Raw genomic sequence first — 24,970 nt, 5'->3', positions numbered from 1 at the left:
GGAATCTCATCGTGTTCTAGCTATTACCAGATTCCGGGTTCGCGCGAAGGGCGCGCCCCGGAATGACAGCCAGCTTACGCCGGCAACCTTGTCTCGATGATCCGCGCAAACATGCTGGCACCGATGGGCAGGATCTTGTCGTCGAGATAGAAGCCGGGATTGTGCACCGGCACCGAGCCTTCATGGCCGACCCAGAAATAGGCGCCGGGCACCGCATGCAGCATGTCGGCGAAATCTTCCGAGCCCATCTTCGGCTTCGAGCGCGTGATCGTGTTCGCATCGCCGACAATCATGCGGGCCACATCTTCCACGGCCTTGCTGTGCTCTTCCTGATTGACCAGCACGCTGAAACCGTCGCGGATATCCACGGTGATCTCCACATCGAACGCCGTTGCGATGCCCTTGGCGAGGGCGTGCATGCGGTCGCGGATCTGCTGGCGCACGGTCTCGGAGAAGCAGCGCACGGTGCCGCACAGCTTGGCGTCGTCGGGAATGACGTTATAGGCCGAGCCCGAATGGATCTGGGTGATCGACAGCACCGCCGACTGGAACGGATCGACATTGCGGCTGACGATGGACTGCATCGCCTGGCCGAGCGTCATCGCGATCACCACCGGATCCTTCGAGCGCTCCGGCATCGCGCCATGTGCGCCATAGCCCTTGATGTGGATGTCGAAGAAGTCAGCAGCGGCCATGGCCGGGCCGGGGAAGATGCCGACTTCGCCGTGATTCATGTCGGGCGCATTGTGCAGCCCGTAGATCTCGTCGCAGGGAAACTGCTTGAACAGCCCGTCCTTGATCATCGCGCGCGCGCCGCCAAGACCTTCCTCGGCGGGCTGGAAGATGAAATGCACGGTGCCATCGAAGTTGCGGGTCTCAGCGAGATAGCGCGCGGTGCCGAGCAGCATGGTGGTGTGGCCGTCATGACCGCAGCCGTGGAAGCGGCCGGGAATGGTCGAGCGCCAGGCGAGGTTGGTGTTCTCCTCCATCGGCAGCGCGTCCATGTCGGCGCGCAGGCCGATGCGCCTGGTGCCGTTGCCTTTGCCCTTCAGCGTGCCGACCACGCCGGTGCCGCCGAGGCCGCGATGCACTTCGACACCCCACGAGGCGAGCTTGTCGGCGACGATGCCGGAGGTGCGGACTTCCTCAAAGCCGATTTCCGGATGCGCATGCAGGTCGCGGCGGATGGCGGTGAGTTCGTCGGCGAAGGCGTCAATGCGTTCGAGTGTGGGCATGGTGATGATCCGTTGATTGTCGCGAGAAGATGTTAGCCATGGGCCAAGGGCAGGCGTGTCTCGATGATCCGGGCGAACATGCTGGAGCCGATCGGCAGTGCCTTGTCGTCAAAGTAGTAGCCGGGGTTATGGAGCGGCACCGAGCCTTCCTGGCCGAGCCAGAAATAGGCGCCGGGCACGGCATGCAGCATGTCGGCGAAATCCTCGGAGCCCATGATGGGGCGGATGCCGGTCTGCACATTGGCGTCGCCGACGATGGTGCGGGCGACTTCCTCGACAGCCTTGCTGTGCTCTTCCTGATTGACCAGCACGCTGAAGCCGTCGCGGATCTCGACCGTGATCTCGCAATCGAAGGCCGTCGCGATGCCGGCGGCCAGCGTCTTCATCCGCTCGCGGATCAGCAGGCGCATGTCGTTGTCGAAGGTGCGGGTGGTGCCGCACAGCCGCGCCTCGTTGGGGATCACGTTATAGGCCGAGCCGGAATGCAGCTGGGTGATCGACAGCACCGCGGATTTCAGCGGATCGGCATTGCGGCTGACGATGCTCTGGATCGCCTGGCCGAGCGCCATGGCGACGATGACCGGATCCTTGGAGCGGTTGGGCTGGGCGCCATGGGCGCCGTAGCCGCGGATGACGATGTCGAAGAAATCTGCCGCGGCGAGGTTGGGGCCGGGGAAGATGCCGATCTCGCCGTGATTCATGTCGGGGGCGTTGTGCAACCCGTAGATCTCGTCGCAGGGAAACTGCGTGAACAGCCCGTCCTTGATCATCGCCCGCGCGCCGCCGAGACCTTCCTCGGCAGGCTGGAAGATGAAGTGCACGGTGCCGTCGAAGTTGCGGGTTTCGGCGAGATAGCGCGCGGTGCCGAGCAGGATCGTGGTGTGGCCGTCATGGCCGCAGCCATGGAAGCGGTTCGGAATGGTCGAGCGCCAGGCGAGGTTGGTGTTCTCCTCCATCGGCAGCGCGTCCATGTCGGCACGGATGCCGATGCGCTTCGTGCCGGCGCCTTTGCCCTTCAGTGTGCCGACCACGCCGGTGGTGCCGAGGCCGCGATGCACCTCGATGCCCCAGCTCGCAAGCTTGTCGGCAACGATGCCGGAGGTGCGGACCTCCTCGAAGCCGACTTCCGGATGGGCGTGCAGGTCGCGACGGATGGCGGTGAGGTCGTCGGCAAAACCTTGAATGCGATCGAGGACGGGCACGGGCGTATCCGTTACGGAACGAGGGCAGGGGAAGACGTTTCGGGCGTGAACGGCGCGCCGTTCGGCTTCAGCTTGATGCCGGGACGCAAATGCTTCCAGGGCAGCACCGACGTATCAGCGGGCATCGCGCCCGGTGCTGCGCAGATCATCAGCTGGCCGGCGATGGGCTCGAAGTCGGCGCGGAAATGCACCGAGCTCTTGTTGACGAGGATGTTCTGCTCGGTGGGCTCGATGCCGACATAGCGGTACATCGCCTGATCGGCGAGCTGCGCCTTGTGCGAGGAGATCACCACGCGCACATCGTCGATGCGCAGGCAGGCCGAGGGGCCCATATCCATGTCGCGGCCACCATAATACGGCCCGGGCGCGACGAACTTGCCGTCGGAGAGCTTTTCGATGACGAATGTGTTTTCGTAAGGCGCGTCGCCGGGAATGCCGGACTTGCCGCCGATCGAAAGTTTCACCGTCGCGCCTTCGCCGGCTTCATGCGCGGCCTTGCAGGCGGCGGGATCATAGATCACGCCATGGGCGGCCTTGATCGCCTTGTTCCTCACCAGCGCGCGCAGCATGCCTGTGGTGTCGCTGTCGCCGCCGGCGCCGGGATTGTCCTGCGTATCGGCAATCACCACAGGCTTGGTCAGCGTCTTCGCCAGCTCCATCGCATGCAGCACGCCTTCGTCGGGCTGCCAGATCTTGCCGTCGAAATCATTCTCGTGGCCGAGCACCAGATTGACTACGGTGTCGGCTGCCGCATCCGCGTCCGCTTGCGTCACGCCATAGGCGAATACGCTCGGGCAGCAATCCTTGAAATCGGCGGCCGGAAAGCCCGGACAGAACGACAGCGTCGGCACCTGGTCATGTTCGATCGCCGCCAGCATCTGATAGATGCGCTTGGTCGGCTCGTCATTGGTGCATTGCCAGGAGATCGGGATCAGGAACGGCAACTGTCGGAACGCCTTGGCAAAGCGATTGCCGCCCAGCAGCAATTCCATATGGCGCGCCGAGGCGCGGCCGGTATCGGCCATGTCTACATGCGGATAGGTGCGATAGGCGATCAGCGCGTCGGTGTATTCGACCGTCTCTGCCGAGATATTGCCGTGCAGGTCGAGGCTCACCACGAAGGGGATGTCCGGCCCGATCACCGCGCGCACGCGGCGCGTGATCTCGCGCTCGCCATCGTCGAAATGCTCGGTCACCATGGCCCCGTGCAGGTCGAGATAGACGGCATCGAGCGGCATCGCTTTCTTGATGCCCTCGATCATCTCGCCGACGATGCGCTCGAAGGCGTCTTCGGTGACATGCGCCGACGGGCTGGCGCCGCAGGCGATGGTCGGGATCAACTCCCAACCGCGCGCTTCCGCTTCCTCGACAAAGCCGGCAAGGCCGACATTGATGCCGCACATCACTTTCAGCACATCGGCGCCGTGCGTCATCGACGGCCAGCCGCCGCCATGGACGAAAGCCTCATAGGTGGCCTTGGTAGGGGCGAATGTGTTGGTTTCGTGCAGGAAGCCGCCGACGGCGATACGGGTCATGAAGGCACTCGGTTCTTGCCGTCATTGCGAGCGTAGCGAAGCAATCCAGAAGCCAAGAACTGGATTGCTTCGTCGCTACGCTCCTCGCAATGACGGGGAGGGGACGTTAGACGGCAGCCGACGCCACCACGGCGGGATCGACCGGACGGAAGTTGGCGAAATCCCATCCTCGTCCGGGCGCCGCGTCAAGCAGTTGCTTGGTATAGGCCTGCTGCGGATTTGCGAGGACTTCCGCTGCCGGGCCCTGTTCCACCACTTTGCCGTGCTGCATCACAGCAACGTCGTCGCAGATCTGCGCGGCGACGCGGAGATCGTGGGTGATGAACAGGATGGCGATGCCGAGCCGGGTCTGGATGTCGTCGAGCAGCTTCAGCACCTGCGCCTGCACCGACACGTCGAGCGCCGATACCGCTTCGTCCGCCACGAGAACTTCCGGATCGAGGGCGAGCGCGCGCGCAATCGCGATACGCTGGCGCTGGCCGCCGGAGAACTGATGCGGATAGCGGTTGACCGCGTCCGCAGGCAGGTCGACGAGTTCGAGCAACTCGCGAGCCCGCGCCATGGCCACTGAACGCTTGGTACCGAAATTGATCGGGCCTTCGCAGATCGACTCACCCACCGTGATGCGCGGATTGAGCGAGCGATACGGATCCTGGAACACGATCTGGATCTTCTTGCGATGCGGCTGCAGCGCGTGGCGCGACAGGTCCGAGATCTCGCGGCCGGCGAGGCGAATGCCGCCCGAGGTCGGATCGATCAGGCGGACGATGCAGCGCGCCACGGTGGACTTGCCGGAGCCGCTTTCGCCGACGATGCCGAGGGTGCGGCCCTTGCGCAGCGTCAGCGTGACATCCTGGGCGGCGTGGACTTCACGCGGCTTTCCGATGAAGGAGCGCTCGCGATAGACCTTGCCGAGCTCATTGGCTTCCAGCACCACCGGATTGAAGCCTTGCTCCACCCGCGGCGGTCGCGGCACCAGGCTCGGCACCGCCGAGAGCAGGTTGCGCGTATAGTCCATGGTCGGCGCGCTCAGGATCTGCTTCAGGGGTCCGGTCTCGACGAGACGGCCCTGACGCATCACCGCGACGCGATCGGCGATATCGGCGACCACGCCCATGTCATGGGTGATGAACAGCACGGCGGTGCCGTGGTCCTTCTGCAGGTCGCGCATCAGCTTGAGGATCTGCGCCTGGGTGGTCACGTCGAGCGCGGTGGTCGGCTCGTCGGCGATCAGCAGTTTCGGCTCGAGCACGAGCGCCATGGCGATCATGATGCGCTGGCGCTGGCCGCCGGAGAGGCGGTGCGGATAGGAGGCAAAGATGCGCTTCACGTCGGGCAGGCGCACCTGCTCCATCATGTCGAGAATTTTTGCGCGACGTGCGGAGCCACCGAGATTGGTGTGGGTGCGCAGCACTTCGTCGATCTGCTTGCCCACGGTGACGACCGGATTGAGCGCGGTCATCGGTTCCTGGAAGATCATCGCCATGGTGGTGGCGCGCAGTTCGCGCAGGCGGCGATCGGATGCCTTCAGCACGTCTTCACCGACCAGCTTGATGCTGCCACCGGTGGCTTTCAGCGAATCCTTCGGCAGCAGGCCCATGGTGGCGAGCGAGGTCACCGATTTGCCGGAGCCGCTTTCGCCGACCACGCACAGCGTCTCGCCCTGGCGCACCTGCAGCGACACGCCGTCGAGGATCTTCTTGCCGGTGCCGTGCTTGCCGACGGAGACGACGAGGTTCTCGATATCGAGCGCGATGGGACGGTCGTTCACGGTCGTATTCTCGTTCAGGGAATTGCTCATCACGTCGTTCATTTGCCAGCCTCCCGCTGTTGCATGCGGGGATCGAGCGCATCGCGCGCGGCGTCGCCGATCAGGTTGACCGACAGGATGGCGACGGACAGCAGCAGTCCGGGCCAGAAGATCAGCGACGGCTTGACCTGGAAGAAGGCGCGGCCCTCGGCCATGATATTGCCCCAGGTCGGCGTTTCCGGCGAGATGCCGGCGCCGAGGAACGACAGGATCGCTTCGGTGAGGATCGCCGACGCTGCGATGAAGGTGCCTTGCACGATCAGCGGCGCCACGGTGTTGGGCACCAGATGCTTCCACATGATCTTCGGCATGCTGGTGCCGAGCGAGATCGCCGCTTCCACATAGGGCTCTTCACGCGCCGACAGCACCACCGAGCGCACCAGACGCGCCACGCGGGGAATTTCCGGAATGGTGATGGCGATCAGCACGGTGGTCAGCGTGGCGCCGGAGAGCGACACGACCGCGATGGCCAGCAGCACGCCGGGCATCGCCATCAGGCCGTCCATGACGCGCATCAGGATGGCGTCCATCCATTTGAAGAAGCCGGAGAACAGGCCGATGCACAGGCCGATGACGATGCTGGTGACAGCCGCGCCGAGGCCGATCAGGAGCGAGATGCGGCCGCCATAGAGGATGCGCGCCAGCACGTCGCGGCCATAGGCATCGGTGCCGAGCAGATATTCCGCGCTCGCCGGCTTCAGGCGCATTGCGGGCGCCAGAAGCTGCGGATCATGCGAGGTCAGCCACGGCGCAAAGATCGCCGACAGGATCACCAGCGTCAGGCAGACCGTCGCAATCGCGATGATCGGCGTTGCCGTGAGAAAGCCGAGCGACGGACCGCGGCGTGAGGGAAGGGCGGGATTGGGGAGAGTCTCGATCGCCATCGTTTGCGATTTCCTAGTAACGAATGCGGGGATCGAGCAATGCGTAAGCAAGGTCGATCAGCAAATTGACACAGACATAGACGCCTGAGGTGAGCAGGATCATGGCCTGAATCACTGGGAAGTCGCGCGCCAGCACGGCATCGACGGTGAGGCGTCCGATGCCGGGCAGGTTGAACACGCTTTCGGTGACGACGACGCCGGAGATCAGCAGCGCGAAGCCGGTGCCGATCACGGTGATGACGGGGACAGCCGCGTTGCGCAGCGCGTGGCGGAACAGCACCGAGCCTTCATTGATGCCCTTGGCGCGCGCCGTGCGCACGAAGTCTTCGCCGAGCACGTTGAGCATCGCGGCGCGCGTCATGCGCGCGATCAGCGCCACATAGACGAAGGAGAGCGCGACGGTCGGCAGCACCATGCGTTCGAAGAACGGACCGAAGCCGCGCGAGATGCTGCGGAAGCCCTGCACCGGCACCCAGCGCAATTCGATCGCAAAGATCTGCACCAGCACATAGCCGATCACGAAGACGGGGACGGAGAAGCCGACCACCGACAGCGCCATCACCAGGCGGTCGACCCAGGTGCCGTGCTTCCATGCGGCGATGACGCCGAGCGGGATCGCCACGCAGATCGACACCAGCATCACGCTCAGCGCCACGCTGAGCGACGGCTCGATGCGCTGATTGACCATCTGCAGCACGGGCACATTGGAAATCAGCGAGGTGCCGAAGTCGCCATGCAGCAGGCGCCAGACCCATGAGAAGAACTGCGTATAGAGCGGCTCGTTGAGCCCGAGCGAGGTGCGGATACGATCAAGCTGCTCCGGCGTCGCATTGTCACCCGCGATGATCGCGGCGGGATCGCCCGGGGTCAGCCGCAGCAGCAGGAAGACGAACAGGGCCACCACGCCCATAACGGGAATGGCCGCCAGAATTCGGCGAATGAGATATCCGAGCATAACGTTGTCCTATTGGTCGTGTTGATCGAACGTAACTGGACCTGATCGGTCAACCGGAAACGTCACGGGCGCACAGCAATTGATCCTGATGGTCAGAACAGTCGCGATGCGCATCAACCCGAAATTTTCTGAGTAAAAAGGTAGCAAGTCCCGTGCCACTTTTTTGGTCCGTCCATCACCATGGTAGGGCATCGCATATAGTCGCAAGAAGCATCGTGCGACCATCCTTCGAGACGCCGCTACGCGGCTCCTCAGGATGAGGGCAGAGTGTGGCTCTGTAGAAGACCCTCATGGTGAGGAGCCCGCGAAGCGGGCGTCTCGAACCATGCAGGCCCGGCACTATCTCCATCGCTCAAACCCCATATGCAAAAGCCCTGATCAGAGTCATGGACGGACCGGTCGTCATTGCATCAATCGAGCGTGGCCAGCAATCCCGCCATCAGGCGGCCGCGATCGACCAGGCTTTGCGCGATGATGTATTCGTTGAGCGTGTGCATGTCGGCGCCGTGCACGCCGAGGCCGTCGAGTGTCGGGATACCCATGGCGCCGGTAAAGTTGCCGTCGGAGCCGCCGCCCTTGCTGCCATGGGTGAGCTCGGGCAGGCCGAGGCGCGCATTGATAGCCTTGGCTTTCTCGAACAATTCCAGCGTTGCCGCAGACGGTTCCCAGACCGGGCGGGTGACGCCGCGGGTGACCTTGAACTGAACGTCATTCTCGGTGCCTGAGAGCGCGAGCATGCGCTCGACGCCCTTGTTGAGGTCCTCCTGGCGCTTGGCCATGCTGAGGGCTTCGCCGGTGCAGGAGGAGGCGACGCAATTGACCCATTGTCCGCCATGCACGATGCCGACGCTGAAGGTGCAATCGGGGCCGGTCATCTCGTCGATCTGCACGATTCGCTTCGCCATTTCGCGGATCGCGGAGCGGCCATTCGACAGCGTGGCGCCGGAATGGCTGGGACGGCCGATGGCTTCGAGATTGAAGCGGGCAATGGCGTAGCGGCCCGAGGTGGTGCCGTTATTGGCGCTGCCGGGTTCGGGCACCAGCACATATTTGTTGCGTGCGGCTTCGGCTTCGATGATGTCGCGGGTGGAGGGGGTGCCGACTTCTTCATCCGGCGTGAACAGAACGGTGATCGGCAGTGGCGTCGTGTAGGAGATGCGCATCAGCTGGCGGATCGCCTCGACCGACAGATAATTGCCGCCCTTCATGTCGCAGATCGCGGGGCCGTAGCAGAGCTCGCCGTCGCGGCGCCATTTCAGTTTCTCGATGGTGCCGACCGGATGCACGGTATCCATGTGACCCGCGATCAGGATGCCCGGCTCGCCGAATTTCGGATGTGGAAAACGCGCGCGGATACAACCGCCGAATCCCTGACGCCCCGCGATGCGTTCGATGGTCGCGCCCATGATCTGCATGTCGCGCGCAGCGAGGTCGAGCATGCTGTTGACGGCATTCGCATCCCAGGTGGGGCTTTCACATTCGACCCAGACGCGCAGGCCTTTCAGCATGTCCTCGAGATCGAAGGGGAGTTCGGCGGGATTCATCAAGTCATTCCTCTTGGATGAGAATTTCTGTCACAGATTGACGGGTGCAACTTGCACCTGCGCATTGCGAGAACTCGTGCCTGACTTAGCAGCAGCGCAATTGCCTTTGCAAATTGACGCTGTGCAAAGCGACGCATTTTCCAGCATGCTGAAAACACGATTGACCCGCATCGCGCTTGATGCAAGGCTTTGATGCCTAAATTATAAAGGCAACACGCGAAGGGGCCTAAAATTCTATCGCGTTGCACAATCGATCATCGATCGATGATGAGATTCCAGTCAGGAGAGACTTGAGTGTTTGATATGTCACGTTGGCTGCGTTCCGCGGCCATCACGAAATTTGCGCTGCCGGGTCTGGCAGTTGCAGTTGCCCTCTCGCTGCCGGTGCTGTCGTCGCCCGCGCATGCGGCCGGCAAGACCATCACCGCCGTAATGCATTCCGACCTGCGCGTGCTCGATCCCGGCATCACCACCGGCTATATCGTCCGCGACCACGGCTACATGGTGTTCGACACGCTGCTCGGCATGAACTCGAAATACGAGATCAAGCCGCAGATGGCCGACTGGAAAGTCTCCGACGACAAGCTTGTCTATACATTTACCCTGCGCGACGGCCTCATGTGGCATGACGGCAAGCCGGTGACCGCGGAAGACTGCGCCGCCTCGCTGAAGCGCTGGGGCCGCAATGACGGCATGGGCCAGAAGCTCATGGACTTCACCAAGAGCATCGAGGCGCCCGACGCCAAGACCATCGTGCTGACCCTGAAGGAACCCTACGGCCTCGTGCTGGATTCGATCGCCAAGCCGTCGTCGCTGGTGCCGTTCATGATGCCGAAGCGTCTGGCTGAAACCCCGGCCGGCAAGGCGATTGGCGAGCAGATCGGTTCGGGTCCGTTCAAATTCGTGCAGGCTGAATTCCAGCCCGGCGTGAAGGCCGTCTACGAGAAGTTCAAGGAGTACAAGCCGCGTTCCGAGCCGACCGACTGGCAGGCCGGCGGCAAGGTGGTGAAGGTCGATCGCGTCGAGTGGATCACCATGCCCGATGCACAGACCGCGGTGAATGCGCTGCAGTCGGGTGACATCGACTTCATGGAAAACGGTCCCTACGACCTGCTGCCGGTCCTGGCGAAGGATCCGGAGCTTCAGATCGAAGTGCTGAACCCGCTGGGCTTCCAGACCTTCGGCCGCATGAACTTCCTCAACCCGCCCTTCGACAATCCGAAGATTCGCCGTGCCGCGTTCCTGGCGATGAGCCAGAAGCCGGTGCTGGATGCGCTGGTCGGCGATCCGAAATATTACAAGGTCTGCGGCGCCGTGTTCGGTTGCGACACGCCGAATGCCACGGATATCGGCTCGGAAAGCCTGGTGAAGGGCAATGGCCTCGAGGAAGCCAAGAAGCTGCTTGCCGAAGCCGGTTATGACGGCACGCCGGTGACCATCATGGCACCGACCGACGTGACCACGCTCAAGGCGCAGCCGATCGTGGCCGCGCAGCTGCTCCGCAATGCCGGCTTCAAGGTCGAGGTGCAGGCGACCGACTGGCAGACGGTGCTGAGCCGTCGTCCGAGCCAGAAGCCGGTCAAAGAGGGCGGCTGGAACATGTTCTTCTCGAACTGGGTCGGCGCCGACATCCTCAACCCCATCAGCAATGTCGCGACCTCCGGCCGCGGCAAGAGCAATGGCGGCTGGTTCGGCTGGAGCGAAGATGCCGAGCTGGAAGTGCTGCGCGACAAATATGCGCGTGCGACCACGCCGGAGGAGCAGAAGAAGCTCGCTGCCGACGTGCAGAAGGAGATCTACGACAAGGTGATCTACATCCCGCTCGGCGAATACAAGGTGCCGAGCATCTGGCGGAAGTCGCTGACCGGCGTCACCCAGGGCGCTGCGATCCCGATGTTCTGGAACATCGACAAGAAGGACTGAGCCGGCACCGCTGCGGCGGTCCGTGTGAAGTGCCAGAACGCCGGCCCGAGCAATCAGGCCGGCGTTTTTGTTTTTAAGCGCACACCCACCATCCCTCATGGTGAGGAGGCGCGGCTTGTCCGCCGTAGCTCGAAGAGCGAAGGCGGAAGCGCCGTCTCGAACCATGAGCTGGCCTGGCTCCGAGCGTGCGGCCATCCTTCGAGACGCGCGCAAGGGCGCGCTCCTCAGGATGAGGGGAAGAGTTTGATGCGGCGACGAATTTGCGGCCGCGTTGTCCTCCTCGGCCCCACACGCCACCCTCATGGTGAGGAGCGGCCGCAGGCCGCGTCTCGAACCATGAGCTGTCCTGGCTCCGAGCGTGCGGCCATCCTTCGAGACGCGCGCAATGGCGCGCTCCTCAGGATGAGGGGAAGAGTTTGATGAGGCGACGAATTTGCAGCCGCGTTGTCCGCCTCGGCCCCACGCACCCACCCTCATGGTGAGGAGGCGCGCAGCGCCGTCTCGAACCATGAGCTGTCCTGGCTCCGAGCGTGCGGCCATCCTTCGAGACGCCGCTGCGCGGCTCCTCAGGATGAGGGACGCAGTTTGGTGTGAGTAAGCGTTTGCAGCTGCTTGTGCATATCCGCCCCACACGCCACCCTCATGGTGAGGAGCGGCCGCAGGCCGCGTCTCGAACCATGTGCAGCACGGCTCCGACAGAAAATCACGCGTCCGACTTGCTCCGCCGCTTCCGTGACGCGAGCACCCGCAGCGCAGCAAAATCGCCGCGGATCAGCGCCTCCTTCTTGGCGCGGCTCCAGCGCTTGATCTGGCGCTCGCTCTCGATCGCGTCGATAATCCGCTCGAACCATTCAACGAACACCATGTCGACGGGACGACGCGTGACTGTATAACCCGGAAAGCTTCCGGCATTGTGCTGGGCCAATCGCAGTTCGGGATCACCGCGCGTGACGCCGACATAATAACTGCGATCCGCGCATCGCAGGATGTAGACGTAAGCCCCTTCCAGCATGCGCATCTCGCCCCGCTGTCAGCAGGGGCGAGGATGGCGTCTGATATCAGCGAGTCAAGCGTCTCAACGCCGCCCCTCATGGTGAAGAGGCGCGGCTTGTCCGCCGTAGCTCGCAGAGCGAAGGCGGAAGCGCCGTCTCGAACCATGAGCTGGTCTGGCTCCGACCTTGCCGCTATCCTTCCAGACGCGCGCAAGGGCGCGCTCCTCAGGATGAGGGCGCAGTTTGGCGCGGGCAAGAGTTTGCGGCCGCGTTCAGCTTATCAGCCCCACACCCCACCCTCATGGCGAGGAGGCGCGCAGCGCCGTCTCGAACCATGAGCTGGCCTGGCTCCCGAGCGTGCCGCCATCCTTCGAGACGCGCGCAAGGGCGCGCTCCTCAGGATGAGGGCGCAGTTTGGCACGGGCAAGAGTTTGCGGCTGCGTTCAGCTTATCAGTCCCACACCCCACCCTCATGGTGAGGAGGCGCGCAGCGCCGTCTCGAACCATGAGCTGGCCTGGCTCCCGAGCATGCCGCTATCCTTCGAGACGCGCGCCGGAGCGCGCTCTTCAGATGAGGGACAGAGTGAACGCGAAGCCGTCCTGCGACTGCTTGTCGTCGCTCGTGCCCCCGCATTCCATCGTGCGCCGCGACGTTCATACACGCCGTCGAAATCCCGATTGACGTGCTTCCTGCTTGATGCAAGTCTTTGAAGTCTAAACGATAAAGACACACTGCGAGGCGCTCAAAAATAGATCGCGTTGCATAAGCAATCATCGGCCTGTGATCAGAATCCAGTCAGGAGAGATCGAATGTCTATCATGTCACGTTGGCGGCACTCTGCAGCCTTTACGAAAATGACGCTGCCGAGCATCGCGCTTGCGATGGCACTCGCATCACCGATGATGTCCTCGCCCGCCGATGCGGCCGGCAAGACCATCACCGCCGTGATGCATTCGGATCTGCGCGTGCTCGATCCCGGCATCACCACCGCCTATATCGTGCGCGATCATGGCTACATGGTCTACGACACGCTGCTGGCGATCGATTCGAAATTCCAGATCCAGCCGCAGATGGCGAGCTTCAAAGTGTCGGACGACAAGCTCGTCTACACCTTCACGCTGCGCGATGGCCTGAAGTGGCACGACGGTCCGCCGGTGACGGCCGAAGACTGCGTCGCCTCGCTGAAACGCTGGGGCCGCAATGACGGCATGGGCCAGAAGCTCATGGATTTCACCAAGAGCATCGAGGCGCCCGATGCCAAGACCATCGTGCTGACGCTGAAAGAGCCCTACGGCCTCGTGCTCGACTCCATCGCAAAACCGTCGTCGCTGACGCCGTTCATGATGCCGAAGCGTCTCGCCGAAACCCCGGCGGGCAAGTCGATCGCCGAGCAGATCGGTTCGGGTCCGTTCAAATTCGTGCAGTCGGAATTCCAGCCGGGCGTGAAGGCCGTCTACGAGAAGAACAAGGATTACGTGCCGCGCTCGGAGCCTGCCGATTGGGCCTCGGGTGGCAAGGTGGTGAAGGTCGACCGCGTCGAATGGATCACCATGCCCGATGCGCAGACCGCGGTGAACGCGTTGCAGTCCGGCGACATCGACTTCATGGAGAACGGTCCTTACGACCTGCTGCCGATCCTTGCCAAGGACAAGGAGCTCAAGATCGAGATCCTCAACAAGCTCGGCTACCAGACGCTCGGCCGCATGAATTTCCTGCTGCCACCGTTTGACAATGTGAAGGTTCGCCGCGCGGCTTTCCTCGCGATGAACCAGAAGCCGGTGCTCGACGCGCTGGTCGGCGATGCGAAATACATGAAGATCTGCGGCGCGATGTTCGGCTGCGATACGCCGAACGCCGCCGATGTCGGTGCCGAGACCCTGGTCAAGGGCAGCGGCATGGCGGCCGCCAAGAAGGCGCTCGCGGAATCCGGTTATGACGGCACGCCCGTCGTGATCATGGCGCCGACCGACGTGTCGTCGCTGAAGGCGCAGCCGATCGTGGCGGCGCAGCTCTTGCGCGATGCCGGCTTCAAGGTCGAAGTGCAGGCCACCGACTGGCAGACCGTCGTGACGCGTCGTGCGAGCCAGAAGCCGGTGAAGGAAGGCGGCTGGAACATGTTCTTCACCAACTGGGTCGGTGCGGACATTCTCAATCCGGTCTCCAACGTCTCGGTGTCGGGCCGCGGCAAGAATGGCGGCTGGTTCGGCTGGTTCGAGGATGCGAAGATCGAAGAGCTGCGCGACAAATATGCCCGCGCCACGACGCCGGAAGAGCAGAAGAAGATCGCTGCGGAAGTCCAGGCCCGTGCGCTCGAGGAAGTCGCCTATCTGCCGCTCGGCGAATATCAGATCCCGAGCGTGTGGCGGACCTCGCTGACCGGCGTGTTGCCGGGTGCCGCGACCCCGGTGTTCTGGAACATCGACAAGAAGGACTGATCGGTCGCGCGCCTTATTTCTGACGCACCGAACCAAGCGACGCGCCGGCCTGACCCCTCAGGCCGGCGTTTTTTCTTGCGGCAAACCGGGGGCGGTAGCGGCAAACCAGCGGCATCACGGTGGCATTCTCGCGGAAAACGGTATTTTGGTAATGGCGACAGTCGCAGGTCCCGGCCGTTTCGATGCGGTCTTGCGGCATTCTTGAGGCAACGGACGGAACCCGCTCGCCGTTAAGGCCTTGTTAGAGGATGCGCACATTGCGCAAAACGGGGTTGTCATTTGCGTGTCATGCGCATAAACCGCCGCCGCGCTGGGGCCGGATGGGCAAATTGCGCAAAATAATCAGAGGAAATGAAAATGCAGGTTCCAATTAAGCGCGCGATTGAAAAAGTCCCCGGCGGCATGATGACCGTCCCGCTTTTGCTCGGCGCTTTGGTCGCGACGTTCTTCCCCAACACTCCGAAATTCTTCGGCTCCTTCACCGGCGCGCTGTTCTCTGGCGGCGCCCTGACGATCCTCGCAGTCTTCTATGTCTGCATGGGCGCCAGCATTTCCTTCAAGGCGACCCCCTATATCGTGAAGAAGGGCGGCACGCTGCTGGCCGTCAAGGTTGGCACGGCGATGATCCTCGGCCTGATCTTCGGGCGCTTCCTCGGCGAAGCCCCGATCACCGCAGGCATCTTCGCGGGCGTCTCGACGCTCGCGATCGTCGCTGCGATGAATGATACCAATGGCGGTCTCTACATGGCGCTGATGGGCCAGTATGGCCGTCCGCGCGACGTCGGTGCCTACACCATCATGACGCTCGAGAGCGGCCCGTTCCTCACCATGATCACGCTCGGCGTTGCCGGCCTGTCGTCGTTCCAGTGGCCCGCACTTGTCGGCGCGATCCTGCCGCTGGTGATCGGCATGATTATCGGCAATCTCGACAAGGAAATGCGCGAATTCCTCAGCAAGGCCGTGCCGGTGATGATCCCGTTCTTCGCCTTTGCGCTTGGCACCGGCCTCAATCTCTCGATGGTCTGGCAGGCTGGTCTGCTCGGCATCGCGATGGGCGTTGGCGTCGTCATCCTCACGGGCATTCCGATGTTCTTCGCTGACCGTCTGATCGGCGGCAATGGCGTCGCGGGTGTCGCTGCGGCTTCGACTGCAGGCAATGCGGCCGCCGTTCCGGCCATCGTCGCTGCGGCCAATCCCGACTACGCAGCAGCTGCCGGCCCGGCCACGATCCTGATCGCAGCCTGCGTGGTCGTCACCGCCATCCTGACGCCGATCGCGACGGCATGGATCGCCGGCATCGTCGGCAAGGATGTCGAGCCCGAGGGTGAAGACACCGAAGCTGCTGCCCCGGCAGCAACCGCTCCGGCAACCGGACGCTAAGCATGACTGATCGCTGGCTGATCCTCGCGGACGATCTCACCGGTGCTGCGGACTGCGCCATCGCCTTCGGTCGAAGGGGACAGGCAGCCGCGGTGACATGGGGCGAAGTATCCGATGCGTCGGATCACCAGCTTCCGGTCATGGCCTATGACGCAGCGAGCCGCGGCATGCCTGCCGCGGACGCAGCTGCGCGGCATGCGGATATCTTGGCTCGTTTGTGTGAGCCCGGCCGCACGCTGTTCAAGAAGATCGACTCGACGCTGCGGGGCCAACCCGCAGCTGAGACGAAGGCCGCGCTCGATTATCTCAAGGCGAATGTCGGCGCCGGCTTGGGCGTCTTCGCGCCGGCCTTTCCGGCCACCGGCCGCACCACCATCGACGGGCGTATCCTCGTGAAGGGTGCTCCGCTGGAAGACGCCGAAGTCTGGCAGCGCGACCACACTTATCCCAATGCCGATCTCGTCGATGTCCTGGCCACCGCCGGCATCCGCGGCGAGAAGGTGACGCTCGCCACCATTCGCGGCGGCGATCTCAAATCCGTTTTTGCGAAACTCGCAGCTGAAGGCGATGTTGTCGCATGCTGTGATGCCGAGACCGACAACGATCTGCATCTGATTGCCGAAGCGAGCTTGCATGCCTCGAAGGCGACATTCTTCATCGGCAGCGCCGGTCTCGCACATGCGCTGGCTGGCCTCGATGACGATGCCGCAGGCGAAGCACTCAAGATTCCGACGAGCAAGCAGGGGACACTGATCGTTGTTGGTTCAGTTGCCGGCGCCTCGCGCTCTGCTGCGCGCAAGCTCGATGCTACCGGCACCGTCAAGCATTTCCCCGTGTCGCCCGAGACGCTGCTCGATGCCAACGCAACCGAGCGCGCGACACTCGCCGCAGCCGTCTCGACGCATCTCGCCTCCGGCGGCGACGCGCTGGTCGAGATCATGATGGAAGGCGAGCTCAACATGGCACTCGGCCCCAAGCTCGCCGAAGGCCTCGCCGTCACGCTCGAAAGCGTGGCACCTGCGATCGGCGCCTTCGCGGCCACTGGTGGCGAGACCGCTGCTGCGCTGCTGTCGCGCTTCGGCGTCAACGGCATCCGCCTTGCCGACGAAATCGAGCCGGGCGTGTCGCTCGGCCTCACGCTTGGCCAACTCTCCGTGCCGATCGCCACCAAGGCTGGTGCCTTCGGTGACGAGATGAGCCTTATCCGTATCAGCGAACGTCTTCGCGCCGTCCGAACCAAAGGAAGCTTCTCATGAGCCGTACCACCATTGCGATCACCATGGGCGATCCGGCCGGTATCGGCCCCGAAGTGATCATGAAGGCGCTGGCCAAGCCGGAAGCGCAGGCGCTGTGCAACATGCTGGTGATCGGCGATGCTGGCCGCCTGCGCAAGGCCGGCGAAGTGACCGGCGTGTCGCTCGGCGTGGATTCGCTGGCCGATGCCAAGGATGCGGATTTCGCCTCGAAGAACATCCAGTGCGTCGATCTGAAGAATGTGCCGGCCGATCTGCCATTCGGCAAGAATTCGCCGATCGGCGGCGAGGCGGCCTATCGCTATATCGAGAAGGCCGTGGAGATCGTGCAGTCCGGTATCGCCCAGGGCATCTGCACCGCGCCGCTCTCCAAGGAAGCGCTGCATTCCGCCGGCCATAAATATCCCGGCCACACGGAACTGCTCGCGCATCTCACCGGCACGCCGGAAGTGTCGATGATGCTGGTGTCGCCCAAGCTGCGCGTCATTCACGTCACCACCCATATCGGCCTGATCGATGCCATCAAGAAGATCGAGCCGGGCCTGGTCGAGCGCGTCATCACCCGCGGCCATGAGGTGCTGGTGAAGGCCGGCATCAAGAACCCGAAGATCGGCGTCTGCGCCATCAACCCGCATGCCGGCGAAAACGGCCTGTTCGGTTATGGCGAGGAAGCCGAGAAGATCACGCCGGCCGTCGAGATCTGCCAGAAGAAGGGTTGGGACGTGCACGGCCCGCTGCCGGCCGACACGCTGTTCTTCCTGGCCGGCCGCGGCGACTACGACATGGTGGTCGCCATGTATCACGATCAGGGACATGGCCCGATCAAGGTGCTGGGCCTCGAATCAGGCGTCAATATCACCGTCGGCCTGCCGGTGATCCGCACTTCGGTGGACCACGGCACCGCCTTCGACATCGCCGGCAAGGGCATTGCCGACGAGCGCAGCCTGATCGAGGCGCTGCGTCAGGCGGTCGATCTCGCACCGAAGGCCGCCTAATGCTGTCATTCCGGGACGCGCGCTCTTGCGCGCGAACCCGGAATCCCGTTGTGCTTGAGCCATAGCAAGGTTCCGGGTTCGCCGTCGCGAAGGCGCGCCGACGCCCCGGAATGACGAGTGTGACGAAGGGCCGGGATTCGATGTCGATGCGCAGCAAGGAGCGGCGGGCGCGCCTGTTGGACGCGCTGAATGCCGGTGAGATCGATGTGGACGATCTCGCCCGCCGTTTCGACGTCTCCGCTTCGACGGTTCGTCGCGACCTTCAGTTTCTCTCAAAGAACAACCACGTGCGCCGCACCTATGGCGGCGCCATCCTCACCGGCCACGTTGCCGAGGCGACGCTCGACCAGCGTATTGCGGTGCAAGGCAAGGCCAAGCAGGCGATCGCCCTGGCGGCTGCCGATCTGATCAAGGATGGCGAAACGCTGATCCTCGATGCCGGATCCACGGTGGCGGCGTTCGGCCGGCTGCTGCTGCAGCGCAAGCTCCGTATCATCACAAATAATCTCGCGCTGCTTCCCTTTCTCGCCAAGGCGCCGGGGATCGAGCTCATCGTGCTTGGCGGCACCATCCGTGCGACGAGCATGAGCACCATGGGACCGCTGGCGGCGGAAGCCTTGCGGCGCATGACCGCCGATCGCGCCATTATGAGCGCTGACGGCGTCGTCGAAGGCCGTGGACTCTGCGAGGCCGATCTCGAACAGGTGGCGCTGAAATCGCTGATGATGCAGCAGGCCAAGGACGTGATCATCCTGGCCGATGCCGGCAAGCTCGGCCGCGCCGAACAGGACGCCTGGGCGCCACTGCCACCGCACTGGACGCTGGTGACGGACGGTGATGCACCGAACAATCAGCGTGTGATGTTTGCTGCGAGTGGGGCACGCGTCGTGGTGGCGAGGTGAGGCGGTAAGGCGGATGAGCGCAGCGTCATCCGCCTTTCTCCGCCACATGCAGTCGGCCGGCGGATTACGCCTTCGGCTCATCCGCCCTACGGCTTCTGCGGTGACGTCGCCGATACAATCAGCAGAACATCCGCCTTGGTCTTGCCGATGCTGCGCACCCAGTGCGGGGTCTCGCCTGCGAAATACAGACAGTCGCCTTTTGCGAGGATGATCTCCTCGTCCTCGAATTTGATCGCCATCTTGCCCGAGATGACGAACAGGAATTCTTCGCCGGCATGTGAGGCGCGGGGCGCCGATTTTAGTGGCGGGCGGATGACGAACGGCTCCATCATCTTGCGCGTGCGGCTGGCGGCGAGGGCGATCAGGTCGAAGCCGTCTTCCTGGATCGGTGCATTCTGCTCGTTCTGGCGAAACAGCGTGTAGCGCGGTGCCGGTGTCGGATTGGGATCGAACAGATAGGTGACGTTGACATCGAGCGCTGCTGCAAGACGCAGCAGGGCGTTCACCGAAGGCGTCTTCAGCCCGCGCTCGACCAGCGAGATATAGCCGCGCGTGAGTTCGCTCTGGCTTGCCAGTTGATCGAGGGTCAGGCCCTTGGTCGTGCGCAACTGCTTCAGATTGAAGCCGACCGCATTCTTACTGACGTCAAGCAACCTCGATCTCCCCTTGAGCGGCTGTCCTTGTAGAAAAGACCCGCCAACAAAGAAAGCGCCGCCGCGCGTGCTGGTGACGACACGGCTATCGCGGTGTCGAGGTGTTTCCAATGGAAAACATAGCTGCAGATATTTCCGGCAAGGGCAAGGATAATTTAGGCAGAGAAGGCTGGAATCCGGCAAATCTTGCGTCTGGTTCAGGCAAAATCAGTGCCCTGCCGCATTCATTGGCATCTGCCGATTTTCGTGCCGTTGATTTCCCACAGTAAACATGTTGGCTTTGTGACGGGGATCGGTGAGCACGAGGGATGACGGAAGATTGTAGCCCGTCAAGCGGGACGTTTCCCCACTACTGCTGAGAGGGTTGACGATTGGCCGTCGCATTCGCGTGCGCGGCCACCAACGCAAGAGTTCACGAGACGACCGGACTGCGCCGCGAGATGTCGCGACGCGGAACGAGAAACTGCGCGCCTGAAACTGAACATGTCTTTTGAAGGAGTGAACATGACCGTCGCTGAGGAATTCAACACGGCTACTGCCACGAGCAGCGCTGACGACGCAGCCCTGCGGAAAATCGTCTGGTCGAGCGTCATCGGTACCGCCGTCGAATGGTACGACTTCCTGATCTACGGCGCGGCTACCGCGCTCGTGTTCAACAAGATCTTCTTTGCCACCGGTGATGCGGCTTCCGCGGTCATTGCCGCCTTCGGCACCTATGCCGTCGGCTTCCTCGCGCGTCCGCTCGGTGCCGCGATCTTCGGACATTACGGCGACCGCGTCGGCCGCAAGGCGATGCTGGCCATCACGATCATGGTGATGGGCATCGGTACCTTCGCCATCGGCCTGCTTCCGACCTATGCGCAAATCGGTATTGCGGCGCCGATCCTGCTGATCGTGCTGCGCTTCATGCAGGGCATCGGCCTCGGCGGCGAGTGGGGCGGTGCGGTGCTGATGGTGGTGGAGAACTGCCCGACGCACAAACGCGGTTTCCTCGGCAGCATGGTGCAGGTCGGTAATCCCGTCGGCAATCTCGCGGCCATCGGCATGTTCGCGCTGGTGTCGCAACTGCCGGAAGAACAGTTCATGAGCTATGGCTGGCGCATTCCGTTCCTGATCTCGATCCTGCTGGTCGGCGTCGGCCTGTGGATCCGCATGAGCATGGAGGAGACTCCGGCCTTCCGTGCGCTCAAGGCCAAGAACGAAGTCGCGAAGATGCCGATCGTCGACATCTTCAAATATCACCGCAGGCCGTTCTTTACTGCCGTGGGCCTGAAGATCGCCGAGATTTCCTATGCCTCGATCGCCGGCGTCTTCATCATGTCCTATGCGACCACCAAGCTCGGCCTGTCACGCAGCCTGGTGCTCAACGGTGCCTTTATCGCGTCCTTCGTCGCACTGTTCTCGATCCCGTTCTTCGGCTGGCTGTCGGACAAGGTCGGTCGCAAGACCATGTTCTATGCGAGCTGCCTGTTCTGCGCAGGCTTCGCATTCCCGATGTTCTGGCTACTTGACACCCGCGATCCGACCATCGTGATCCTCACCATCGTGGTGGCGATCTCGTTCGGCCAGATGGTGATGTTCGGCATCGGCGCGCCGTGGTATTCGGAACTGTTCACGGCAAAGCTGCGCTACAGCGGTGCGTCGCTCGGCTTCCAGGTCGGCGCGGCCATCAGCGGTGGCTTCTCGCCGCTGATCGCGGCCGCGCTGATGACCTGGGCCGGCGCCACTTGGCCGGTGTCACTGTTCCTGATCTTCTGCGCCTGCGTCACCGGAATCGCCACCTGGTTCGCGCCGGAAATGGCGAACAAGGAACTGACCTGATCGCGTCACATGCGGAGCGGCACGCAATGCCGCTCCGCATTCCCATCACTTGTCGTGCTGTATGAGCGCGAAAGGAACATAGGCTATGCTCGATATCGTGAAATCGAAATCCGACACCGCCGCCTCGACCTGGACCGGTGTCGTCCGTCATCTCCACATCACTGCGCGTGCCTTCCTGCCGATGCGCGAGATGCAGGAACTGACGCTGATTGCCGGCAAGGGCATCGAAGGCGATCGCTACATGATCGGCCGCGAGGAAGGCTTCTACTCGCCGAAGCCCGAGGAAGGCCGTCAGGTCACTTTGTTCGAATATGAAACGCTGATCGCGCTTAAGCGTGATCATGATATCGACCTTGGCGTTGAAGAACATCGCCGCAATGTCACCACCGTCGGCGTCCCGCTCACCCATCTGGTCGGCAAGCAGTTCTGGCTCGGCGAGACACTGCTGGAGGCGACACGGCTGTCGATCCCGTGCCGGCATATCGAGGAGATCACGGGCAAGTCGATCTTCGATCCGCTGATCAATCGCTCGGGCCTCAATTGCAAGATCCTGCAGGGCGGCACCGTACGAGTCGGCGATAGCGTGCGGAGCGCATAATGGCAGCGGTGCGCGTCACCACCGTCAAGACGGTGGTGGACCGGATCGAGGATGGCGGCGAGGGGATCAAGCTGTTCACGCTGATTGATCCCGAGCGCTGGGAGCTGCCGCCGTTCAAGCCGGGCGCACATATCGACCTGCATCTGGCCAACGGGCTGATCCGCACCTACTCGCTGTGCAACGATCCCGCGGACAAGACGCGTTACATGCTTGCGGTGAAGCGCGAGGCCGATGGGCGCGGTGGCTCGATCCATCTGCATGACGAGGTCAGACAGGGCGATGTGATCGGCGTGTCGCTGCCGCGGGGCGGAATGTCGCTGCCCGCGCATCTGTCGCGGTTTGCATTCGTGGCCGGGGGCATCGGGGTTACGCCGTTTCTGTCGGCGGCCGCGTTGCTCAAGCGCACGGGGCGCAATGGCTTTACGCTGCATATGATCACGCGCGGCCCGCCGCCGCTTGCCGATCTGCTCGCACCAATGATCGAGAGCGGTCATGTGGTGATCCACGACACGGCGGTGGTCGGGCGGCCGGATCTTGCGGCTTTGATCGGCCCCGCAGCGACGGATGCGGGGATCGGCTGCTGCGGCCCGGAATCCATGATCGGTGATTTCGAACAAGCGGCGTGCGCGTGGTCGGCGGAGCAGGTCCATGTGGAGCGTTTCGTCGCACCACCGCTGCCGGCGGATCCCCAGGCGCGGCCGTATACGCTGGTGCTGGCTCGATCGGGGCGCGACATCGCCGTCGGGGCCAGCGAGAGCATGCTGCAGGCGCTGACGGCGCTGGGTATCGACGTGCCGACGTCATGTTGCGGCGGCATCTGCGGCGCCTGCAAGGTGGGCTGGCTGGAGGGCGAGCCGGTGCATCGCGATCGCGCGTTATCTCCAGCAGAACGCTCGCGCAGCCTGCTGGTCTGCGTCGCAGGCTCGGCCAGCGAACGGCTGGTGCTGGATCTCTAGGGCCGCTTGCGGCACCTCATTCACATATGTGAACCGGTCGCTGATTTCGCGTTGCAGCGATCGCGTCAATGCATCAATGGGTACGCCTTAGCGTAAAAGTACGCCACTGTGCCTTGCTTCGCAGCGCATCACCACGCAATCTCCCCGCAAAGATAAAATCAAACAGGGAGAAAACAAACATGAAGCGTCGTACGTTTTTGGCTGGCGTGGGTGCCACGGGTCTGGGGCTCCTCGCATCGCCGGCCATCGTCCGCGCAGCGAGTGATACCCCGCTGAAATTCGGCGTGCTCACCGATATGACCGGCCTGTTTGTCGACAATGGCGGCGCAGGCTCGGTGGCGGCAGCGCAGCTCGCCATTGACGAATGCGGCGGCAAGGCGCTTGGCAAGCCGATCCAGCTGATCTCTGCGGACCATCTCAACAAGCCCGACGTCGGCGGCAATATCGCGCGCCAGTGGTATGATCAGGAAGGCGTCGATGTCATCCTCGACGTGCCGGTGTCGTCGGTGTGTATCGCGGTGCAGACCTTCGCCAAGGATCGCAACAAGATGTTCATCACATCCGCCGGCGGCTCGGCGGATCTGAGCGGCAAATTCTGTTCGCCGAACTTCATCCAGTGGACCTACACCACCTATGCGCTGGCCAATGTCGCAGGGAAGGCGATGCTGCAGCGAGGCGGCGACACCTTCTTCTTCATCGTGGCTGATTATGCCTTCGGCCAGGCGCTGGAACGCGACGTCACCGAAGTGGCGGTCAAGGGCGGCGGCAAGGCGCTCGGCCGTGCGCCGCATCCGATCAACACGGCAGATTTCTCCTCGCAGATTTTGACCGCGAAATCGTCGGGCGCCAAGGTCATCGCTGTGGCCAATGCCGGCAGTGATACGCAGAATGTCATCAAGCAGGCGGAGGAGTTCGGCCTGATGGGCGGCGATCAGAAGATGATCGCGCTGCTGCTCGACGTGAACGATATCCGCAGCGTCGGTCTCAAGAGCGCGCAGGGGCTGCTGGTGACGTCCGGCTTCTACTGGAACATGGATGATCGCACGCGCGAATTCTCCAAGCGCTATGCGGCCAAGATGGGCAAGCCGCCGAGCATGATGCAGGCCGGCGTCTATTCATCGACGCTGAACTACATCAAGTCGGTGGAAGCGGCGAATACCAAGGATCCAGCCGCTGTCGTGAAGGATCTGCAGGGCCGCACCTTCGACGATGCCTTCCTGCGCAACGGCAAGCTGCGTCCGGACAATCTGATGGTGCACGATATGTATCTCGGCGAGGTGAAGAAGCCCGGCGAGGTTCAGGACCCCTATGACGTGCTCAAGATCCTCGCCACCGTGAAGGCCGAAGAAGCGTTTCCGCCGCTCTCGGCCAGCGCATGCCCGATGGTGACTGCCAAGAAGTAAGCTGACGACCGCAGGATGGGCCGGGCGCCGCTCGGCCTATCCTGCGGCCGATGGCCGTTTGCCGCGCCCGTAGCGCACCTTCGATGCGAGGGCTTCGCGTATCCGTATTTCGTCAGCACGCTGCGCCTCGGCAAAACCGAGGCGGTCTTCATCGACGATCTTGTCGAGGGGCGAGGCGGCTGGAGGCGGCGGCGGCTCCGGCGGCTTTGCCAGCGGATGCAATTGCGAGCCATATTCGGCGACGAAGCCTATACGCGGCTCGTCGAATACCTTGCCGGCCCATGGTGCCTGATTCTTCATAACAGCGATTTAGGCGGTGGCGGGCATTTCGTCTATCGTCGGGAATTCGCTGTCATACCTTGACCCTCTCCAGGTCCGACAACAAGGATTGCTGCCGGCCCAGGCGAAACGGGCATCAGTTGCTCCCCGTCGCCGTCTGCCGGCACGTCTGTCGTTTTTTTGTCCGGCTGCTTGTTTCTCGCTCTTCGATCGA

Annotated in this window: 21 protein-coding genes; 11 read left to right on the top strand and 10 right to left on the bottom strand. The window is 63.0% G+C overall.

The genetic code is table 11. From position 1 onward, the window contains the following. Positions 1-74 precede the first annotated feature (74 nt). The 7 genes from ACIQ2A_RS00615 to ACIQ2A_RS00585 form a co-directional block, all read right to left on the bottom strand. Positions 75-1,235: a M20 aminoacylase family protein gene (locus ACIQ2A_RS00615; RefSeq protein WP_398474640.1), complete on the bottom strand. Its 1,161-nt coding sequence runs from the start codon at positions 1,233-1,235 to the stop codon at positions 75-77. A gap of 32 nt (positions 1,236-1,267) precedes the next feature. Further along, the gene (locus ACIQ2A_RS00610) at positions 1,268-2,437 is read right to left on the bottom strand and encodes a M20 aminoacylase family protein (RefSeq protein WP_398474639.1); all 1,170 of its coding nucleotides are present in this window, start codon (positions 2,435-2,437) and stop codon (positions 1,268-1,270) included. A gap of 11 nt (positions 2,438-2,448) precedes the next feature. Beyond that, positions 2,449-3,972: a M81 family metallopeptidase gene (locus tag ACIQ2A_RS00605; protein WP_398474637.1), complete on the bottom strand. Its 1,524-nt coding sequence runs from the start codon at positions 3,970-3,972 to the stop codon at positions 2,449-2,451. 106 nt (positions 3,973-4,078) lie between these two features. Further along, a complete protein-coding gene (locus tag ACIQ2A_RS00600; RefSeq protein WP_398474771.1) occupies positions 4,079-5,773 on the bottom strand; it encodes an ABC transporter ATP-binding protein in 1,695 nt (564 codons plus the stop codon). A gap of 8 nt (positions 5,774-5,781) precedes the next feature. After that, positions 5,782-6,666: an ABC transporter permease gene (locus ACIQ2A_RS00595; RefSeq protein WP_398474634.1), complete on the bottom strand. Its 885-nt coding sequence runs from the start codon at positions 6,664-6,666 to the stop codon at positions 5,782-5,784. A 13-nt stretch (positions 6,667-6,679) separates the two neighbouring features. Then, entirely contained in the window at positions 6,680-7,621 is a 942-nt protein-coding gene (locus ACIQ2A_RS00590) for an ABC transporter permease (RefSeq protein ID WP_398474632.1), read from the bottom strand. A 410-nt stretch (positions 7,622-8,031) separates the two neighbouring features. Further along, positions 8,032-9,165, bottom strand: coding sequence for a M20/M25/M40 family metallo-hydrolase (locus ACIQ2A_RS00585; RefSeq protein ID WP_398474630.1), 1,134 nt, complete (start codon positions 9,163-9,165; stop codon positions 8,032-8,034). Between the two features lie 303 nt (positions 9,166-9,468). Here ACIQ2A_RS00585 and ACIQ2A_RS00580 point away from each other — a divergent pair, with 303 nt between their 5' ends. Next, entirely contained in the window at positions 9,469-11,088 is a 1,620-nt protein-coding gene (locus ACIQ2A_RS00580) for an ABC transporter substrate-binding protein (protein ID WP_398474769.1), read from the top strand. A 703-nt stretch (positions 11,089-11,791) separates the two neighbouring features. Here ACIQ2A_RS00580 and ACIQ2A_RS00575 read toward each other — a convergent pair. Then, on the bottom strand, positions 11,792-12,100 hold the full coding sequence (locus ACIQ2A_RS00575; protein WP_398474628.1) for a GIY-YIG nuclease family protein: 309 nt from the start codon (positions 12,098-12,100) through the stop codon (positions 11,792-11,794). Positions 12,101-12,890: 790 nt separating this feature from the next. On the opposite strand from ACIQ2A_RS00575, the gene ACIQ2A_RS00570 reads away from it, so the two are divergent. From ACIQ2A_RS00570 to ACIQ2A_RS00550, 5 genes are all read left to right on the top strand, one after another. Next, the gene (locus tag ACIQ2A_RS00570; RefSeq protein WP_398474626.1) at positions 12,891-14,516 is read left to right on the top strand and encodes an ABC transporter substrate-binding protein; all 1,626 of its coding nucleotides are present in this window, start codon (positions 12,891-12,893) and stop codon (positions 14,514-14,516) included. 357 nt (positions 14,517-14,873) lie between these two features. Next, the gene (locus ACIQ2A_RS00565; RefSeq protein ID WP_398474624.1) at positions 14,874-15,896 is read left to right on the top strand and encodes a 2-keto-3-deoxygluconate permease; all 1,023 of its coding nucleotides are present in this window, start codon (positions 14,874-14,876) and stop codon (positions 15,894-15,896) included. Between the two features lie 2 nt (positions 15,897-15,898). After that, complete coding sequence (locus tag ACIQ2A_RS00560; RefSeq protein ID WP_398474622.1) at positions 15,899-17,152, top strand: four-carbon acid sugar kinase family protein; 1,254 nt, start codon at positions 15,899-15,901, stop codon at positions 17,150-17,152. Continuing rightward, the gene (gene pdxA / locus ACIQ2A_RS00555) at positions 17,149-18,144 is read left to right on the top strand and encodes a 4-hydroxythreonine-4-phosphate dehydrogenase PdxA (RefSeq protein WP_398474620.1); all 996 of its coding nucleotides are present in this window, start codon (positions 17,149-17,151) and stop codon (positions 18,142-18,144) included. Before ACIQ2A_RS00560 ends, pdxA begins: the two co-directional genes overlap by 4 nt. 110 nt (positions 18,145-18,254) lie before the next feature. Further along, positions 18,255-19,046 carry a DeoR/GlpR family DNA-binding transcription regulator gene (locus ACIQ2A_RS00550; RefSeq protein WP_398474618.1) on the top strand — a complete coding sequence of 264 codons (792 nt, stop codon included), beginning with the start codon at positions 18,255-18,257 and terminating at the stop codon, positions 19,044-19,046. A gap of 86 nt (positions 19,047-19,132) precedes the next feature. On the opposite strand, the gene ACIQ2A_RS00545 is transcribed toward ACIQ2A_RS00550, so the two are convergent. Next, positions 19,133-19,699, bottom strand: a complete 567-nt coding sequence (locus tag ACIQ2A_RS00545; protein ID WP_398474615.1) for a helix-turn-helix domain-containing protein — start codon at positions 19,697-19,699, stop codon at positions 19,133-19,135. Positions 19,700-19,809: 110 nt separating this feature from the next. On the opposite strand from ACIQ2A_RS00545, the gene ACIQ2A_RS00540 reads away from it, so the two are divergent. The 5 genes from ACIQ2A_RS00540 to ACIQ2A_RS00520 all read left to right on the top strand — a co-directional run bounded on the left by ACIQ2A_RS00540 (position 19,810) and on the right by ACIQ2A_RS00520 (position 24,477). After that, the gene (locus ACIQ2A_RS00540; protein ID WP_398474613.1) at positions 19,810-19,968 is read left to right on the top strand and encodes a hypothetical protein; all 159 of its coding nucleotides are present in this window, start codon (positions 19,810-19,812) and stop codon (positions 19,966-19,968) included. Positions 19,969-20,203: 235 nt separating this feature from the next. Further along, the gene (locus ACIQ2A_RS00535; protein ID WP_398474611.1) at positions 20,204-21,520 is read left to right on the top strand and encodes an MFS transporter; all 1,317 of its coding nucleotides are present in this window, start codon (positions 20,204-20,206) and stop codon (positions 21,518-21,520) included. An 85-nt stretch (positions 21,521-21,605) separates the two neighbouring features. Beyond that, positions 21,606-22,118 carry an MOSC domain-containing protein gene (locus ACIQ2A_RS00530; RefSeq protein ID WP_398474609.1) on the top strand — a complete coding sequence of 171 codons (513 nt, stop codon included), beginning with the start codon at positions 21,606-21,608 and terminating at the stop codon, positions 22,116-22,118. Beyond that, the gene (locus ACIQ2A_RS00525) at positions 22,118-23,074 is read left to right on the top strand and encodes a PDR/VanB family oxidoreductase (protein ID WP_398474607.1); all 957 of its coding nucleotides are present in this window, start codon (positions 22,118-22,120) and stop codon (positions 23,072-23,074) included. The genes ACIQ2A_RS00530 and ACIQ2A_RS00525 overlap by 1 nt, the downstream gene beginning before the upstream one ends. Positions 23,075-23,253: 179 nt before the next feature. Beyond that, entirely contained in the window at positions 23,254-24,477 is a 1,224-nt protein-coding gene (locus ACIQ2A_RS00520; RefSeq protein ID WP_398474605.1) for an ABC transporter substrate-binding protein, read from the top strand. Between the two features lie 36 nt (positions 24,478-24,513). Here ACIQ2A_RS00520 and ACIQ2A_RS00515 read toward each other — a convergent pair whose 3' ends face one another. After that, positions 24,514-24,777 carry a hypothetical protein gene (locus tag ACIQ2A_RS00515; RefSeq protein ID WP_398474603.1) on the bottom strand — a complete coding sequence of 88 codons (264 nt, stop codon included), beginning with the start codon at positions 24,775-24,777 and terminating at the stop codon, positions 24,514-24,516. Between the last annotated feature and the right edge of the window lie 193 nt (positions 24,778-24,970).

Origin of the sequence: Tardiphaga sp. (assembly GCF_044336785.1) — a bacterium.
GTDB lineage: Bacteria > Pseudomonadota > Alphaproteobacteria > Rhizobiales > Xanthobacteraceae > Tardiphaga.
Note: the sequence above shows the minus strand (reverse complement) of the source record. Positions and strands in the feature narration are given on the sequence as shown.

Excerpts from the sequence above, each read along its gene's own strand:
- ACIQ2A_RS00615 (WP_398474640.1), bottom strand. The coding sequence starts at position 1,235 with ATGCCCACACTCGAACGCATTGACGCCTTCGCCGACGAACTCACCGCC.
- ACIQ2A_RS00605 (WP_398474637.1), bottom strand. The coding sequence starts at position 3,972 with ATGACCCGTATCGCCGTCGGCGGCTTCCTGCACGAAACCAACACATTC.
- ACIQ2A_RS00600 (WP_398474771.1), bottom strand. The coding sequence starts at position 5,773 with ATGAGCAATTCCCTGAACGAGAATACGACCGTGAACGACCGTCCCATC.
- ACIQ2A_RS00595 (WP_398474634.1), bottom strand. The coding sequence starts at position 6,666 with ATGGCGATCGAGACTCTCCCCAATCCCGCCCTTCCCTCACGCCGCGGT.
- ACIQ2A_RS00590 (WP_398474632.1), bottom strand. The coding sequence starts at position 7,621 with ATGCTCGGATATCTCATTCGCCGAATTCTGGCGGCCATTCCCGTTATG.
- ACIQ2A_RS00585 (WP_398474630.1), bottom strand. The coding sequence starts at position 9,165 with ATGAATCCCGCCGAACTCCCCTTCGATCTCGAGGACATGCTGAAAGGC.
- ACIQ2A_RS00580 (WP_398474769.1), top strand. The coding sequence starts at position 9,469 with ATGTCACGTTGGCTGCGTTCCGCGGCCATCACGAAATTTGCGCTGCCG.
- ACIQ2A_RS00575 (WP_398474628.1), bottom strand. The coding sequence starts at position 12,100 with ATGCTGGAAGGGGCTTACGTCTACATCCTGCGATGCGCGGATCGCAGT.
- ACIQ2A_RS00570 (WP_398474626.1), top strand. The coding sequence starts at position 12,891 with ATGTCTATCATGTCACGTTGGCGGCACTCTGCAGCCTTTACGAAAATG.
- ACIQ2A_RS00565 (WP_398474624.1), top strand. The coding sequence starts at position 14,874 with ATGCAGGTTCCAATTAAGCGCGCGATTGAAAAAGTCCCCGGCGGCATG.
- ACIQ2A_RS00560 (WP_398474622.1), top strand. The coding sequence starts at position 15,899 with ATGACTGATCGCTGGCTGATCCTCGCGGACGATCTCACCGGTGCTGCG.
- pdxA (WP_398474620.1), top strand. The coding sequence starts at position 17,149 with ATGAGCCGTACCACCATTGCGATCACCATGGGCGATCCGGCCGGTATC.
- ACIQ2A_RS00550 (WP_398474618.1), top strand. The coding sequence starts at position 18,255 with ATGACGAGTGTGACGAAGGGCCGGGATTCGATGTCGATGCGCAGCAAG.
- ACIQ2A_RS00540 (WP_398474613.1), top strand. The coding sequence starts at position 19,810 with ATGGAAAACATAGCTGCAGATATTTCCGGCAAGGGCAAGGATAATTTA.
- ACIQ2A_RS00535 (WP_398474611.1), top strand. The coding sequence starts at position 20,204 with ATGACCGTCGCTGAGGAATTCAACACGGCTACTGCCACGAGCAGCGCT.
- ACIQ2A_RS00530 (WP_398474609.1), top strand. The coding sequence starts at position 21,606 with ATGCTCGATATCGTGAAATCGAAATCCGACACCGCCGCCTCGACCTGG.
- ACIQ2A_RS00525 (WP_398474607.1), top strand. The coding sequence starts at position 22,118 with ATGGCAGCGGTGCGCGTCACCACCGTCAAGACGGTGGTGGACCGGATC.
- ACIQ2A_RS00520 (WP_398474605.1), top strand. The coding sequence starts at position 23,254 with ATGAAGCGTCGTACGTTTTTGGCTGGCGTGGGTGCCACGGGTCTGGGG.
- ACIQ2A_RS00515 (WP_398474603.1), bottom strand. The coding sequence starts at position 24,777 with ATGAAGAATCAGGCACCATGGGCCGGCAAGGTATTCGACGAGCCGCGT.